Source organism: Flavobacterium sp. (assembly GCF_027533505.1).
Lineage (GTDB): Bacteria > Bacteroidota > Bacteroidia > Flavobacteriales > Flavobacteriaceae > Flavobacterium.
In genome coordinates, this window is the sequence record NZ_JAPZUB010000046.1 from 1 (window position 1) to 15257 (window position 15257).

Genomic DNA, 15257 nt, shown 5'->3' on the forward strand with positions numbered 1-15257 from the left:
TTAAGAAATGTAACTAATGAAAGAATTAAACAAGTAGAATTATCAATAAATAACAGACCTATTAGAAAATTCAATTACCTTAGCCCTATTGAAACTCTAAATAATAAGTTTGTTGCACTTATGAGTTGAACACAGCTTTGAATTATTAAAACGAAGTTGCTGATTAAATAATATATCAATCTTGTGATCTAGTAAAATTTCAATTAAATCAGGGTTAACTCTTTTTGCTTTACTTTCCTTAAATGCTAGAAGTTTTAAAGACTCAACGTGATAATTTAATAAATCATATGTAAATAAATCTAAATCAATGAAATGAAAATAAAAAGAAGATTTGTTTTTATTCATGGTTCTTGCTAATGGTTCAATTTTTAGTCCACTGAAACCACTTTTAGCGACCATCTCATAACCCGAAATAATCCAATCTTGTTTCATTAAAACGTTATGGTTTAAATTTTATTGATTCGCGCGAACAACGCCCGCGCCTTTTCTAAATCCTCAGGGGTATCGATGCCAATCCCTACATGGGTGGTTTCGACCATTTTGATGCGCTTGCCAAATTCTAAATACCGTAACTGCTCCAATTTTTCGGTAGCTTCCAACGGTTGCATCGGCCATTGCGCAAAGTCCAACAAGGCTTGTTTGCGAAAGGCATAAACGCCTATGTGACGCCAATACTGCAACCCATCGACGCGCTCTCGGGGGTACGGAATAACCGAACGGGAAAAATACAACGCAAATCCCATACGGTCGGTTACCACTTTAACTACATTCGGATTCTGTATATCGGCTTCGTCGGAAAGGGCTACCCGCAACGACCCCAAGTCAATACGTTGGTCTACATCGTCCCGAAACGCTTGCAACAAGGCTTCCAAAGGCTCCCGCGCAATAAAAGGTTCGTCGCCTTGCACATTCACCACAATATCGGCCTCCAAATCGGCCACCGCCTCAGCAATGCGATCGCTCCCGCTTTCATGAGTACGCCGACTTCGAATGACTTTACCGCCGTGTGCTTGAACCGCGGCCTCAATTTCATCGGCATCGGTCACCACAAAAACATCTTCAAAAAGTTGGGTTTGTACCGCCGCTTCATAGGTGCGTACAATGACCGGCTTGCCCCATAAATCCTGAACCAATTTGGCAGGAAATCGGGTCGAAGCATACCGCGCCGGAATAACAGCAATTACTTTCATACACGCTATTTCGGGTAAAAATACAAATTCCACCGGGAACACCTTACGCGCTACCCTATTTTCTGTTGCCCTTTTTTTGCTAAAAAATGTCACCCATTTAAACAGCAACCCCTTCTTTTGCATTGAACCGGTAGACTACTACAAAAAAAAACGTAACAAAACACCTCCCTGTCTGCCCATGTCCGTTATTGTCCGTTATTGTCCGCTTTTGTCAGGGGCGCTCCACGGGCGCATACAAAGTGGCTAACTTGGCCTAAAAAAAGGAGGTTTGTTCGGGACTTGTTCGGGACTTGTTCGGCAAAGTACCCCTTTTCCCGAAGGTGTACCGAACAAGTCCCGAACAAGTCCCGAAGAACACAAGCAAAACACCCCACTTTTTGTACCGATTTCACTCAGCGGATTCCAACCCCTCCTAACCGCCCTTTGGCGCGACAGAATTTGGTATCTTTGCAGCAAAAACAAACCCCATGCAAGTTGTTGATACTATTGTGGCGTTAGCTACCCCTTCAGGAGCCGGTGCTGTTGCCATTATTCGTTTGTCGGGTCCCGAGGCAATCGCTCAAGCCGAAGCTGTCTTTGTTTCGATCAAAGGCAAAAAACTAAGCACTCAAAAGTCGCACACCCTTCACCTTGGCACCCTGCTCGACCACGGCAAAGTTATCGATCAAGTCTTGGTTGCCCTTTTCCGCAACCCGCACTCCTATACCGGCGAAGATGTGGTAGAAATCAACTGCCACGGTTCGACCTTTATTCAACAACAAATCATCCAACTCTTTTTGCGCAACGGATGCCGCATGGCACAACCCGGTGAGTTTACCTTGCGTGCCTTTTTACACGGCAAAATCGACCTATCCCAAGCCGAGGCTGTAGCCGACCTGATTGCCTCCGACAATGAGGCGGCCCATCAAATCGCCATGCAACAAATGCGCGGCGGCTTTAGTAGTGAAATTCAACAACTACGGCAAGAGTTGCTCAATTTTGCGTCGTTGATTGAATTGGAATTGGACTTTGCCGAAGAAGATGTGGAGTTTGCCGACCGAACGCAATTCAACCAACTCGTAAGTCGGATAATTCTGGTCCTAAAACGATTAATCGACTCGTTTGCGGTGGGTAATGTGCTCAAGAACGGCATTCCCGTGGCGATTGTGGGCGAACCCAATGTGGGGAAATCGACACTACTCAATGCCCTTCTTAATGAAGAGCGCGCCATCGTCTCGGATATCGCCGGAACAACCCGAGATACGATTGAGGACGAACTCGTTATTGACGGGGTTGGCTTCCGTTTTATTGATACCGCAGGCATTCGACAAACCCACGATCAGGTAGAGCAAATGGGCATCCAAAAAACGTTTGAAAAAATAACCCAAGCCCAAGTCGTTTTGTACCTACTCGATAGCGTTGCGTTTCAACAGGAACCCACAAGCTACCGCCAAGCCTTGGAAAAAATTAAAAATCAATACCCCCAAAAGCAATTGGTGGTGGTATTCAATAAAATCGATCTGCTCACGCCCGAAACTACAGCGGCGTTGTTGCGGGAACTCGAATCGCTGGGGGTAACGGTAATCGGACTCTCGGCGAAGCAACAAGAGGGCGTGGCGCAGTTGAAACACATTTTATTTTCACTGGTCCACACGGGCGCTTTACGCAACAACGAGACCATCGTAACCAATACCCGGCACTATGACGCTCTCTTAAAAGCCTTAGAAGCTTTACAAAAAGTGCAAGGGAGTATGGATACGGGAGTGCCCTCTGATTTGGTCGCCATTGACATCCGGGAAGCCTTGTACTACTTGGGTGAAATCACCGGCGAAGTCACCAATGATGAATTGTTGGGGAATATTTTTGCGAATTTCTGTATCGGGAAGTAAGTGCTGTAACCCGTTCCAATCCCGAAATATCGTACCCCTCAAACACGATTCTTGGAGCGCACCACGGAAGCCTTGCGGAGAAAAAAGACCTTAATCACCGCAAATTATGCGGAGAATATTTTGTATATTCACCGCAAATTAAAAATCGTGGCAAAATATATCTATCAAAATAAAGATTGGACAAATTTCATTTGGCAAGACAATGTCATAAATAGCCTATTTGGGGAAGTCCGAAATCTGCAAGGAAGAATTTTTGGTCAAATGAATTCCTTAGGTTTTTCCATAAAAGAAGAGACCAATCTTTCTACCTTAACGCTTGATGTGATAAAATCTTCCGAAATAGAGGGAGAACAACTCAATTATGACCAAGTACGTTCTTCCATCGCAAGGCGCTTAGGATTGGATGTCGCAGGTTTGGTTTCAAGTAGTAGAGCTATTGAAGGTGTTGTAGAAATGATGTTAGATGCCACTCAAAATTATACACAACCCCTAACAGATGACCGCCTTTTTGGTTGGCACTCAGCGTTATTTCCATCTGGGAGAAGCGGAATGTACAAAATAGAAGTTGGAACCTACAGAACAGGTGAAATGGTAGTTGTTTCAGGTGCAATGGGGAAAGAAAAGATTCATTATGAAGCACCTGCACCCCATTTGATCGATACAGAAATGTTTAAATTTCTTAAGTGGTTCAATGAGGAAAATGATCTTGATCCCGTGTTAAAAGCAGCGATTGCCCATTTTTGGTTTATCATCATCCATCCCTTTGATGACGGAAACGGACGTATTGCTAGAGCTATAACCGATTTAATGTTAGCGCGTTCCGACAAAAGTTCAGATCGTTTTTACAGTATGTCCAACCAAATTTTGGTTGAGCGAAAACAGTACTACGCCGTGTTGCAAAGAGTACAACATAGTTCAGGCGATATCACTGAATGGTTGGTATGGTTTCTAAGTTGTTTGAAAAATGCTTTAGTAGAAACCGAAACTGTTTTTCAAAAAATTCGTTCTAAAAATGAATTCTGGAATACACTCGAAAACACATCCATCAACGAAAGACAAAGGATTATATTGAATAAATTGTTAGATAACTTTCAAGGTAATTTAACCTCTTCCAAATGGGCCAAAATAACCAAAACATCGCAAGACACTGCTTTGAGAGATATAGCCGATTTAGTAGCCAAAGGAATTTTGATTAAAGCAGACTCGGGCGGAAGAAGTACGCATTATGCATTAAATACCAACCCCTAAAAGGGCTTAATCCATCGTGCCTTATACATCCCCTTACTTCCCTCCTCCTTTACCCCTCAAACAAGGCAATAATAAAATTCCTACTCATTTTCGGATACGAGAAAAAGGCTTTGGCCGGCAACTTCCGGTCGTCCGCTGTACCTGCCTGCCGGCAAAGGCAGGTCCCCGATAGGAATCGGGGGATGCCGCTTCCACCCGGGCCGGTGGGCGGTCGCTAGAACCCCTTTTTTTAAACCAAAATTGAAGAAAAAAGTAATGCGCGAAAAGGATTTATCGCTTGAATCGATTTAATAATACAACGTAAACCCCAAGGTTTTACAAGCCGCATACTGCTTTTCATGCAGGACTTCGGTCAGTTCAACCACCGACGCATACTGCTGGGATAAGGCAAAAAACAGGCCGTCTATGTCAAAACTCCACAAGGGTACACGGTGGGCATAGCCCGAAATCGATTGGGCACCTGTCACATCGAGAACATACTGCGCCGTTGCTTCGTCCAACACCAACTGCTTCGTGTTGGCAAAATGCAAGCGCTTGCCCGTTAACTTCCCTTCAAACGCGTCGGCCAATTCATACAAATCGTACTGATAACCGTCGACTTCCAGCATCGAGCCCTGTCCCCCTACCACAAAATACAACGCAGGGTACCGACCCGTTTGCCGATCTTCGCGCACCCAATGGTGCCAATACGATTCCATCATTTCCATACTCTCACAAGGCCCATGAATGCTAGTCAACCGATAGCTCATGGCCCATTGCGCCAAAATCGTTTCTACCGAAATCCCAGGCAAAGCGCCCATCCCTTCCAAACAGTAAATACGCATCTCTTGCGTCCAATCGTCCATAAGCATCGTTGTATTGGCTACGAAAATACGCTAAAAAAAACAGGTAATTGTACGTACATGAAGCATCGACAAACAACTTATTTTTAATGTTGACTAAAAAAATACCGACCATTCAGCCCTATTTTTCGTACATTTATCCATAATAAACCGAATCAATAACCCCAAAAAACAGCCCGAAGAATTGAAAAAAATAGCAGTATGGTTGGGACAGAAACCCCGTTTGGCAGGGATTATGGCATTCTTTTTTTTAGTGCCTTTCGTTTATTTTGCCATTTCCCTTCGCTATAAAATTATTCGCGAAAACGAACAGCGGGAAATGTCCAATATTGTCAATGTGGTGCAGCGCAACATCGCCCAGATGTATAAAAACAGCTACACCACCACGCTTACCTTAGCCTTTACCATCAACGACCAAGGCAAACCCGAGGACTTTGAAAAAGTGGGAAAACAGCTTATCGAGTCCAATCCCGCCGTCGATGCAGTGCAACTCGTTCCGGGCGGAGTCATTCGCTACATTTACCCCATGAAAGGCAACGAACCGGCCTTGAACTTTGATATCCTTCATTCGTCCGATGTTCGGCAAGAGGCCTTGCTCTCCATGAAAAACCGCACCTTTTATTTTGCAGGGCCACTGCCACTCAAACAAGGGGGCATCGGAATCGTGGGTCGTTTGCCCGTCTACAAAAAAAATGTCTTTTGGGGATTTTCTGCCGTAGTCATTCGCATGGAAACCTTGATTCGCGAATCGGGGATTGCCGATATTGATGATTCCAAGTATTTCTTCCAGTTCTCAAAAACCGACCCCAAAACAGGAAAAGAAGTTATCTATTTCAACCCGAAAGAAAAAACCAAAGGCAAGTTTTTTATCAAAGAAACCGTCCCCGAAGGCAATTGGAATATATACTTAGTCTCCCGACAAGGGGATAATGTGTTGTATCAAGTATATACTTCCCTTATTTTAGGGTTTTTACTCTGTCTCATTTTTGGACTTTGGGTGTATTCCATCATGAAAAAACCCGCAGAACAATCTGCACTGATTTTGGAACAAGCCAAAATACTGGTGGAAAATGAGGTGAAATTTAAAACGCTTTTTGAGCAAGCGCCCGTAGGCATCGCCAAAGTGGCTTTGGGTACTGGATTGTTTTTGGAAAGCAATACGCAAATGAGTAAAATCACCCTGTATACCGAAGAGGAGTTAAAAACAATAGCCTTGCCCGAACTCTTACCCAAAGCGGATTTGGTATTTTTTCAAAGTAGAATCGACGAAGTCCATCAACAACCGGGGGAGGATTTTACGATGGAAACGCAAATTATAACCAAAAGCGGGCGAAAAAGATGGGTGAACTTGGTTGTTACGCCCTTGGGGCAAATTGAAAGTGCCCAAGACCAATGCATTATCATTCTAGAAGACATTGATCTCAAAAAAAATACGGAAGAGGAATTGCATAAATCGTTTGATTTGGTGAACGAACAAAACAAGCGTTTACTCAATTTTTCCTATATCGTTTCACACAACTTACGTTCCCATTCCAGCAACATCAAATCGATTTCGACCCTTATGGAGGAAGCCGATACGCCCGAGGAACAACAAGAATTAATGGACATGCTCAAAAAAGTTTCGCTTTCCTTACAAGAAACGATGAACAATTTGAATGAGGTGATCAATATACAATCCAACTTAGGACTTCATAGAGAATCGTTACCATTGAAACATTATGTCGACAATACACTCAATGCTTTGAGCGAGCAAATCCATCGCAAGCAAGTTACCGTTTTGGTTGAAGTAGATGATGAAGCCACTGTTGTCCATAATGCGGCCTATTTGGAAAGTATATTACTAAATCTTATTTCAAATGCGGTGAAATATGCCGCTCACGATCGAAATCCGCTCATCAAAATCAAATACGATTGCACGAAAAACACACTCACCCTTAGCGATAACGGCATTGGTATCGACTTAAAAAAGCACGGCGAAAACCTCTTTGGCATGTATAAAACCTTCCATAACAATCCCGATGCGAAGGGATTAGGTCTTTTTATTACCAAAAATCAAATCGAGGCCATGGGAGGAAAAATCCAAGTGGAGAGCGAACCCAATGTGGGCACCACGTTTACCATTCAGTTTGCCACAAATTAATTGACTTGTAATTTGATTGTTTTTTGTTGGGTTTCCGATTGGAGTTGCAACAAATACAAACCTGGCGCAACACCTTCTAAGGATACGTTGCCTGAGGTGACCAGCGTAAACTGCGAAATTTTCTTGCCGGTCATATCCCAAAGGAGACACTGCGTAGGTTCGGTTATATTTTGCACCTGAACTTGCCCTTGGGCTGGATTGGGGTAAACCCAAAGTGCTGCAGTTTCTAGTTCTGGATTTTGCAAAGCAAACGACCACGGCTGCCCAAAATTGGGTCCAAAAATATAATTGGCCAACAAGGGATAATCAATAAACGGATTGCGATTTTGCTGCCATGTGGCGATATAATTGTTGCGGTGCATTTCGAAGTCATCGGCAGGATCGGCTTGATTCCAGGCCAATAGCGAAGCTAAATCGCCCATTTGCCCTACGGTACTGTCGACCGGATTGCCATTGACCAAACTCAATCCGTTGTACCGCACCGCCATATAAAATAAAGCACGTGCCACATCGCCACGCCAACTCCCTTGATTGCCTGTGGGACCATTGTAATCGGAACCGTAATCGCGATTGCTGCGCGATGAGTTTTCGGCGCCATCCTCGGCCCGAATGTGATGGGCATCGGCATGACCTGCCAAAATATCATCGGGTCCTGTGGGCAACCATATATCGATGCCATCCGAGAACGAAGAAGTGCCATCTGCAAAGCCTCCACGGGATTGGGGCCAAATGTGTTCGCGATTCCAAACCCCAATATTGCTACTGCCGAGTTGGTAATCAATTTTAGAACGGGGACTTTCGACATACATCATCCACACCTGACTGCTGTTTTGAGGATTGCGATCGGCTTCGAGCAGCATATCGGTCACATCGCCATAGGAATGCGCACGCACCACAGCCGGATTGGCAATAATGTCTTGCAACGCTTGGCGTAACGCATTGCCTGATAAGCCCTCTAAACTATCGTAATAGCCGTTGGGAATGGTGGGGGGCACCAGGCCATACGTAGGATTCACAGGCGTTCCCCAAGGGGAAACAATAAAATCATTGTCATTGACCCGAACAATAATCGAGTTATTGTTGAGTACATAGCCGTTGGGCACATTGTTGACTTTAATCAACAATTCCTCATCCCCTTCATTGGCCGTATCCTCAACAATTAGAATCGCGGTAGAAGCCGAAGTACTTCCTACGGGAATAGACACCGTTTGGTTGCCGCTGTAATCGAGGAGGGTAAAATTCCCATTAACCAGTACAAAATTGATAATGAGATTGGATCCGGTCACTGCCGTATTGGTCGTAAAAGTGACCTGCATTGTTTGTCCTTCGGTAATGGGCGAAGGGGTTGCGGTGATGGTGATGCCGTTGAGGATGACCCCACTGCCGTCGTTGTTGACCCCGGGTGTGGGCGTTGTCACTGCAAAAGTACCATTGGTATTGCGCTGCATCGACTGATTGGCCGCGTTTTGCGTTTGATTTTCATTGACACAAACCGTCAATCCAAGCGCTGTCATCAGGGCGGTGGGCTGTGTGGTCGCGGCATTTGAATAGGCAAAAGCATCGATTAATCCTGAAGTGGTTGCTAATGAATTCAGCGGGAAATCAGTTGCGTTGGCTTGATAGACTGCCACAACATCGGGTCCGTTTTGAATCGTTGCATTAGGGATAATAAAGGCGGGAGCGGGTGTTACTTGGGAATTCCCCAGCAGTACTAACCCGTTGACATCACTGGTCAATCCATCGAGATCAATGGCATAATAACTGGCATTTTGAGCGCCTGAACCCCCATTGAAAAACACCAAACAATACCCATCCAAAGACATGTTGGGGGTAGCGGTTTTCAATTCAATAAACTCACGGGTGTCTGTCCCGGGCGTATCGGCATCCAATTCGTTAATTACGATTTGGCCGTGCATAGCGGTTAAGCTACTGAAAAACAGCAGCCCCATCCAAAAACGGTATGTCATATTCGTCTAATTCTGTCACACAAAGGTACTTTGATTTTTTAGAATACGGGCTTAATTCATTCTTAAATCCGATGAATACCAATTAATAAATGTATTTTTGTATTCAATTTTTAAAATTACAATAATGAAGAGATTTTATTTTGTCATGCTTGTTTCTAGCCTCTTTTTAGGTTGTCAATCGACTGACAAATACACGATTGAAGGCGATTTAGGTAAAGAAAATGACGGTAAAAAAGTGTATTTGCGATTTGAAAATCAGCTAGGCGTTTTAAAAGATGTGGATTCCTGTGAAGTGAAAGATGGTAAATTTGAGTTTGTAGGAAAAGCAACGTATTTGGATATTTTCACGGTTTCGGCGGATGATTTAAATATGGCAATGAACATCATTTTGGAGCCGGGTACGATTTCGATAACCTTTGCTAAAAAGCCTGGGGATAAACCTCAAATTGGAGGTACCCCCTATAACGATCAATTGCAAGCCTTTAACGAAAAGTATATGCAGTTTGATGAGGACATTTACAACTATCAGAAGAAGAACTTTGATAAATTTAGAAAGGCACAAAAGGAAAACGATTCGGTAACAATCAAAAAATTGTATGCAGATGTCACTGCCATCAATACGAAAAAGTTTGATTATTTTAAGGAATATCCAACAAAGAATTCTTCTCATTTCATGTCAGTCATTTTAATCCAACAACGCTTGTTTTCGGGCGATACAGCTTTCATCGCCTTACGAGATGCGTATAAAAAACTTGACCCGAAACTAAAAGAAACACGCATTGGAAAGCAAGTGGAAGAACGATTGAAAGCTATTGAAAATACACGTCTTAACAAACAAAAGGAGACGACAACCCCAGCCGTTAAAGCACAAGACTTTTCAGCAAAAAATCCAGAAGGTAAAACAATTTCATTAAAACAGAGCATGGGTAAAGTGACCCTTATCGATTTTTGGGCTTCGTGGTGTCCTCCCTGCCGTAAGGAGAATCCGAATGTGGTGAAAATGTATGAAGCGTTACAACCCAAAGGACTGGCGATTCTTGGCGTTTCGCTAGACACTTCGGCCGAGGCTTGGAAAAAGGCTATTGCGCAAGATGGGTTGACATGGACGCAAGTTTCGAATTTAAAAGGATGGAAAGACCCGATTGCCGTACAGTATAAAGTAGAGGAAATCCCCACTACCCTAGTATTGGATGCCCAAGGGACCATTGTCGCCCGGGGATTAACCGGGGAAGCCCTTCGCTCCAAAATTGAATCCCTTTTAAGATAAACTATTTTAGGGAACACGTTAGAAATCAAAAACCTAAAACTTAAGCTTAAATAAAAAGTATAAAAACGTTTGGATAGGTTCAAACAGTTGCTATATTTGCAACCGCTAAGGAGGGGAGATACTCAAGCGGCCAACGAGGGCAGACTGTAAATCTGCTGGTTTTCACCTTCGCAGGTTCGAATCCTGCTCTCCCCACGAATAAATAAATTATCCCTAAAAAAATCGCCAAGTTTACTTGAGCGATTTTTTTTTGGGATAATTTATTTTCAGCGCGTAGCGCGCAGGATGGCCGTTAGGCAATCCTGTATTCGTGCTAATTCTCTACCCTACTGCGCCAAGTTTACTTGAGCGATTTTTTTTTGGGATAATTTATTTTCAGCGCGTAGCGCGCAGGATGGGCGCTAGCCAATCCTGTATTCGGGGGATTCAGTCATCAGTGTTCAGTGATCAGTGTACAGTGATCAGTGTGCAGTCATCAGTGTTCAGTGATCAGTGTACAGTGTTCAGTGATAAGCGGTCAGCGGTCAGCAATTAGCTTTCTCACTTCACAGAACTAGTCTTTCTTCTTGCTTCTTTCTTCTTGCTTCTTATCGGAGGTTTTATTTTCAGCGCGTAGCGCACAGGATGGGCGCTAGCCAATCCTGTATTCGGGGGATTCAGTCATCAGTGTTCAGTGATCAGTGTACAGTGATCAGTGTGCAGTCATCAGTGTTCAGTGATCAGTGTACAGTGTTCTGTGATAAGCGGTCAGCGGTCAGCAATTAGCTTTCTCACTTCACAGAATTAGTCTTTCTTCTTTTTTCTTTCTTCTTGCTTCTCATTGGAGGTTTTATTTTCAGCGCGCAGCGCGCAGGATGGGCGCTAGGCAATCCTTTATTCGGGGGATTCAGTCATCAGTGTACAGTGATCAGTGTACAGTGATCAGTGTTCAGTGATCAGTGATCAGTGTACAGTGTTCAGTGATAAACGGTCAGCGGTCAGCAATTAGCTTTCTCACTTCACAGAACTAGTCTTTCTTCTTTTTTCTTTCTTCTTGCTTCTTTTTTTGCCATGAAGTCCCGAAGACGCTAAGGTTTAAGGGCACAAAGTATGCGGCCTTTGACCTTTTTTTAAACCGCAAAGGCACAAAGTTCGCACTGTTTTTTTTCCGCTCACAACACTGCAATTTTGGTATAGTTGTGCGTAATGGGTTTTAGGTCTCGGTGCACAGGATTCATATTCGTTGGTTTTCGTCTATTTTTTATAGATTTCGACTGAAGGTTTTAGTTCTTTTTTTCATGGACTCCTCATGGACTATCTATGGCGTATCTATGGAGCATTTATGGAGGGTCGTAGGGAGAACTGTTTTTTTTAGTTTTTTGCCTTATTTATTTAGGATTTGGTATACATGGGAATTGGGTTGCCCCCACTCCCCCGCTCTCAATCGCTTCGATTTACTTCGTCAGTTCGGCTAAAGCCTCGAGTGCCTTCCATGCCCATACTTTAAAAAGCAAAAACTGCATCAAAACTGAACATGGCTCAGAAAGTTAGGATCTATTTGATGTAGTTTTCGTATTTTTGGGAAACGATATAGGCCTATTGATAGCAGCACGGCTTGTACAGCTGCGCGATCAGGTAAATTAAAAAATGAAAACAACAATCATTTTAATAACCTTTCTGTTCCTTTGTTCGTGTGAAAAAGATTATGAACAGATTAGCGAAGAGGAATTCCGTTCGTTAACAGTTCAAGACACGATAAGCAAAAATCAAAACATGATAATCCTAAAAGTTGGCGATTCTTTAGCTGACGAATACTCGAGGATCCTTGTGAAATCTGAGAACTATTATCTTTTCAACGCTAATTGCGAAGTTAAAAATGATTCAACAATTCTATCATATTCCCCGGCGTTTATTATTGATTCTGAAGGCGAATTTCGAAAAAACGGAATATGGGTGTATTGCGAATTTTATACCGAAGGGAATTTCCCTTTTCATGCAAATTGTATTCGATTTAGTCCCGATTCAATTCCTAGAAACTGGAATGGAAAATTGCCAACTAAAGAAGGGATTTATCTTTTAAAAAATGGATATCTAAAGATGATTTCTAACGAACAATCTGAAGATAAATTCAAAGAGAAAAAAATAAATGGTTTTTATTTCCTTCCAAACAAAGGACGACTATTCGATAAAATTGATTTAAAAGGTTTAAATTAAAAATTTCAGGTAAAAAAGCACGTAAAAATAATACCCAATGGTGCGGATTTACAATCCATGCCCTTACTTTAAAAAGCAAAAACTGCATCAAACGATGTCGTTTATTCATTTTGGGGAAAACGATATAGGCCTGTTGGTAGTAGGACGGATAGTACATCTGCGCGAGCGGGCGTGTGTAGGGGATGCACATTTTTTTTGAAATAGCGCACGGATTACAAATCTGCGCGAGCGGGGTATATATACCATACGAAAGTCCCTAAGTTTCAGGAACGCGGGAACCAGAAGTTATATGACGCTTACTAGTTTCAAATATATTTTTGCAATAACTACGGCAATACCAAAACTTATTAGTGTACCGATTAAAATATACTCGGTTAACTTGATTTCTTTATTTTCTTTTAAGTCGCCAAACCTGAAAATTGATTTGGCAGCTAATAAGAATCCAACACCTTCCCAAAAAGAAGTTACCACAAAGGTAAAAATGAATAGGCGTTCTAATATCCCTATATATTTTCCAGCATCTTTAATACCATTATCGGGTAAAGAATAATTGAAGATTTCCATTATTCGTTTCATAAGAATAGCCGATACAAATGTAATACTTACCAAAGCGGTTACTAATAAGTAGTTTTTAGCATTGAAAATTTGTTTAAAATCTATCGTATAATTATGAAAATAATTGATAAATAATGCAATTGCAATCAAATGAAACGTTTGATCTAGTAGTAGATTCATTAGTTTACTGATGCTGTTTTTAATTACTATTTTAGTGAGTATATCAATAAAAAAATGTGAAATTGCTAGTAATCCTGCTGGCAATAGATACTTCTGTTCAAATGCTGTAATTAGTACTACTAAAAGAAAATGGATAAAAATATGAACATACAAATATTTTGAGGTAAATCGATTCGTTTCAATATCATCTACCATTTTACTTGTTTGAAAAACAAAATCCCCAATTAAATGGGCTAACGTAATTTTTAGTATTAACTCCACCATTGTTGTGTTTTTTTAGCGTATAAATCGATTATCTCAACTATTTCATCGTAACCTCCTCGTTTCAGCGCTTTGTTCACAGTAGTTTTGTCTTTTGATAACTGTTCGGCAATTTCTTTTTGTAAAAGTTCTCTGTGCGTCAGCATGTAAAATATAGTTTCAGAAGTAACCGGTTTCCAATTGTCACTTACAAAGCTAAGTAATTTCAATATGGGGTTAAAATACGCATCAAAATCATTGGACGGACTTCTTAAGATTAATGTATTATTTTTAATCCTCTCGAAACTAACTCCTGAATTTATATAAGCAGTTCCATTAGATTCCGTAATTTTTTTTCCTTTGAAATTTTTCTCACCGAGACCAATTGCCATCCTTACATCGATCTGATTACTCGATTTTATTAATGCTTTAATGCATATTGCGATTTCTAGAGCTTTTTCGATTTCGACTTCAATTTGAAAACTATCCCCTCTGTAGATTTCCCATTTATCTGTATCCAATGTAATTTTTGAAAAGTATTCCTTGAGTCTAGGAAGCCATATTTCAGCATTTACTTTTCTTGAATTTATTACATCACCTGTTATTACTGCTATCATTTTCAGAATAATTTATAGACAAATATACACTAAATTGGTCAAAAAAAGCCACTTTTTGAAAATTGCTATTTTTCGGCCAACTTCATTTTTCGTTAGTACGATGCCTAACATAATGTATGCGGTATTACCCGAAAAATTACAATAGGCTTTTTTAGACCCATTTTCAAATGTTGGCTTATAGCGACCAACTTCAAAAAGGTCACCAACCGTATTCCTAAACACCCAAAATCCTGAAAAGGAGTTGTAAAAAAGGAAGTGCTCCACCCACCCCAAACTTTTCCTGTTTTCAACGTATTTTCCCTAAAACCCCAATCGCGCTAATTTACAATCCGTACCCCTACTTTAAAAAGCAAAAAATTCATTAAACGATGTTGTTTTTTCATTTTGGGAAAACGATATAGGCCTATTGGTCGTAGTACGGATTGAAAGTCTGCGTGATCGGGCGTGTGTAGGGGATGCACATTTTTTTGAAATAGCGCACGGATTACACTCGAGGCTTTAGCCGAACTGACGAAGTAAATCTGCGCGATCAGGGTAAACAGGCTTTTTGTAGTGTAACCACAAGACAAATAGTCCAATGCTTATGCATTGAGTTGCGCAATAAAATACAATGTGCTCCAGTACCTCTGGCGCGTTCAATTCGCCATAAAATGGGTCATGGCCATACATTGAGGCAAGTATTTCATGTGTTAAAAAATGTCCTGAAAATAACGCTAGCATTGAGATTAATGCAGCGTATACGATTTTTTCAGCAACGATTAATTTTTTTGTGGTGATTAGAAAAATGAGTGTATTTGTGAAAATAATCAAGAAATAAAGGTAGTATGGCGGTTCGTGATAATGCGAATACGAAAAAGGAGCGGGAATCGTCGCCACGCTGATGAACAAAATCAGAAAAATGATTAAAAACCTATAGCGTGCAATTTGTGTTAACATGCAGATTGGTGAAG

At 41.7% G+C, this 15257-nt stretch carries 12 protein-coding genes and 1 tRNA gene; 6 read left to right on the forward strand and 7 right to left on the reverse strand.

Features of this window, described 5'->3' with window-relative positions:
* Nucleotides 1-96: 96 nt before the first annotated feature.
* Together O9316_RS09950 and kdsB are read right to left on the reverse strand one after the other, a co-directional pair.
* Nucleotides 97-432, reverse strand: coding sequence for a TetR/AcrR family transcriptional regulator (locus O9316_RS09950; protein WP_298205439.1), 336 nt, complete (start codon nucleotides 430-432; stop codon nucleotides 97-99).
* 14 nt (nucleotides 433-446) lie between these two features.
* Nucleotides 447-1190: a 3-deoxy-manno-octulosonate cytidylyltransferase gene (kdsB, locus tag O9316_RS09955; protein ID WP_298205440.1), complete on the reverse strand. Its 744-nt coding sequence runs from the start codon at nucleotides 1188-1190 to the stop codon at nucleotides 447-449.
* A gap of 467 nt (nucleotides 1191-1657) precedes the next feature.
* Between kdsB and mnmE the strand changes: the two genes are divergently transcribed.
* A complete protein-coding gene (gene mnmE, locus O9316_RS09960; RefSeq protein WP_298205441.1) occupies nucleotides 1658-3058 on the forward strand; it encodes a tRNA uridine-5-carboxymethylaminomethyl(34) synthesis GTPase MnmE in 1401 nt (466 codons plus the stop codon).
* A gap of 51 nt (nucleotides 3059-3109) precedes the next feature.
* Nucleotides 3110-4306 carry a Fic family protein gene (locus tag O9316_RS09965; RefSeq protein ID WP_298347138.1) on the forward strand — a complete coding sequence of 399 codons (1197 nt, stop codon included), beginning with the start codon at nucleotides 3110-3112 and terminating at the stop codon, nucleotides 4304-4306.
* A 287-nt stretch (nucleotides 4307-4593) separates the two neighbouring features.
* On the opposite strand, the gene O9316_RS09970 is transcribed toward O9316_RS09965, so the two are convergent.
* Nucleotides 4594-5151: a DUF6642 family protein gene (locus O9316_RS09970; RefSeq protein ID WP_298205443.1), complete on the reverse strand. Its 558-nt coding sequence runs from the start codon at nucleotides 5149-5151 to the stop codon at nucleotides 4594-4596.
* 181 nt (nucleotides 5152-5332) lie between these two features.
* Here O9316_RS09970 and O9316_RS09975 point away from each other — a divergent pair, with 181 nt between their 5' ends.
* Entirely contained in the window at nucleotides 5333-7288 is a 1956-nt protein-coding gene (locus tag O9316_RS09975; RefSeq protein ID WP_298205444.1) for an ATP-binding protein, read from the forward strand.
* Here the strand turns inward: O9316_RS09975 and O9316_RS09980 are convergent.
* The gene (locus O9316_RS09980) at nucleotides 7285-9255 is read right to left on the reverse strand and encodes an endonuclease (RefSeq protein WP_298205445.1); all 1971 of its coding nucleotides are present in this window, start codon (nucleotides 9253-9255) and stop codon (nucleotides 7285-7287) included. The genes O9316_RS09975 and O9316_RS09980 overlap by 4 nt on opposite strands.
* A gap of 124 nt (nucleotides 9256-9379) precedes the next feature.
* On the opposite strand from O9316_RS09980, the gene O9316_RS09985 reads away from it, so the two are divergent.
* From O9316_RS09985 to O9316_RS09995, 3 genes are all read left to right on the forward strand, one after another.
* Nucleotides 9380-10522, forward strand: coding sequence for a TlpA disulfide reductase family protein (locus O9316_RS09985; RefSeq protein WP_298205446.1), 1143 nt, complete (start codon nucleotides 9380-9382; stop codon nucleotides 10520-10522).
* A 112-nt stretch (nucleotides 10523-10634) separates the two neighbouring features.
* Nucleotides 10635-10717, forward strand: a tRNA-Tyr gene (locus O9316_RS09990).
* A 1431-nt stretch (nucleotides 10718-12148) separates the two neighbouring features.
* A complete protein-coding gene (locus tag O9316_RS09995) occupies nucleotides 12149-12715 on the forward strand; it encodes a hypothetical protein (RefSeq protein WP_298205447.1) in 567 nt (188 codons plus the stop codon).
* Between the two features lie 285 nt (nucleotides 12716-13000).
* Here the strand turns inward: O9316_RS09995 and O9316_RS10000 are convergent, their stop codons facing one another.
* From O9316_RS10000 to O9316_RS10010, 3 genes are all read right to left on the reverse strand, one after another.
* The gene (locus tag O9316_RS10000; RefSeq protein ID WP_298205448.1) at nucleotides 13001-13714 is read right to left on the reverse strand and encodes a DUF3307 domain-containing protein; all 714 of its coding nucleotides are present in this window, start codon (nucleotides 13712-13714) and stop codon (nucleotides 13001-13003) included.
* Entirely contained in the window at nucleotides 13702-14307 is a 606-nt protein-coding gene (locus O9316_RS10005) for a transcriptional regulator (protein WP_298205449.1), read from the reverse strand. Before O9316_RS10005 ends, O9316_RS10000 begins: the two co-directional genes overlap by 13 nt.
* A gap of 498 nt (nucleotides 14308-14805) precedes the next feature.
* Nucleotides 14806-15243 carry a hypothetical protein gene (locus O9316_RS10010; protein ID WP_298205450.1) on the reverse strand — a complete coding sequence of 146 codons (438 nt, stop codon included), beginning with the start codon at nucleotides 15241-15243 and terminating at the stop codon, nucleotides 14806-14808.
* Nucleotides 15244-15257: the final 14 nt, after the last annotated feature.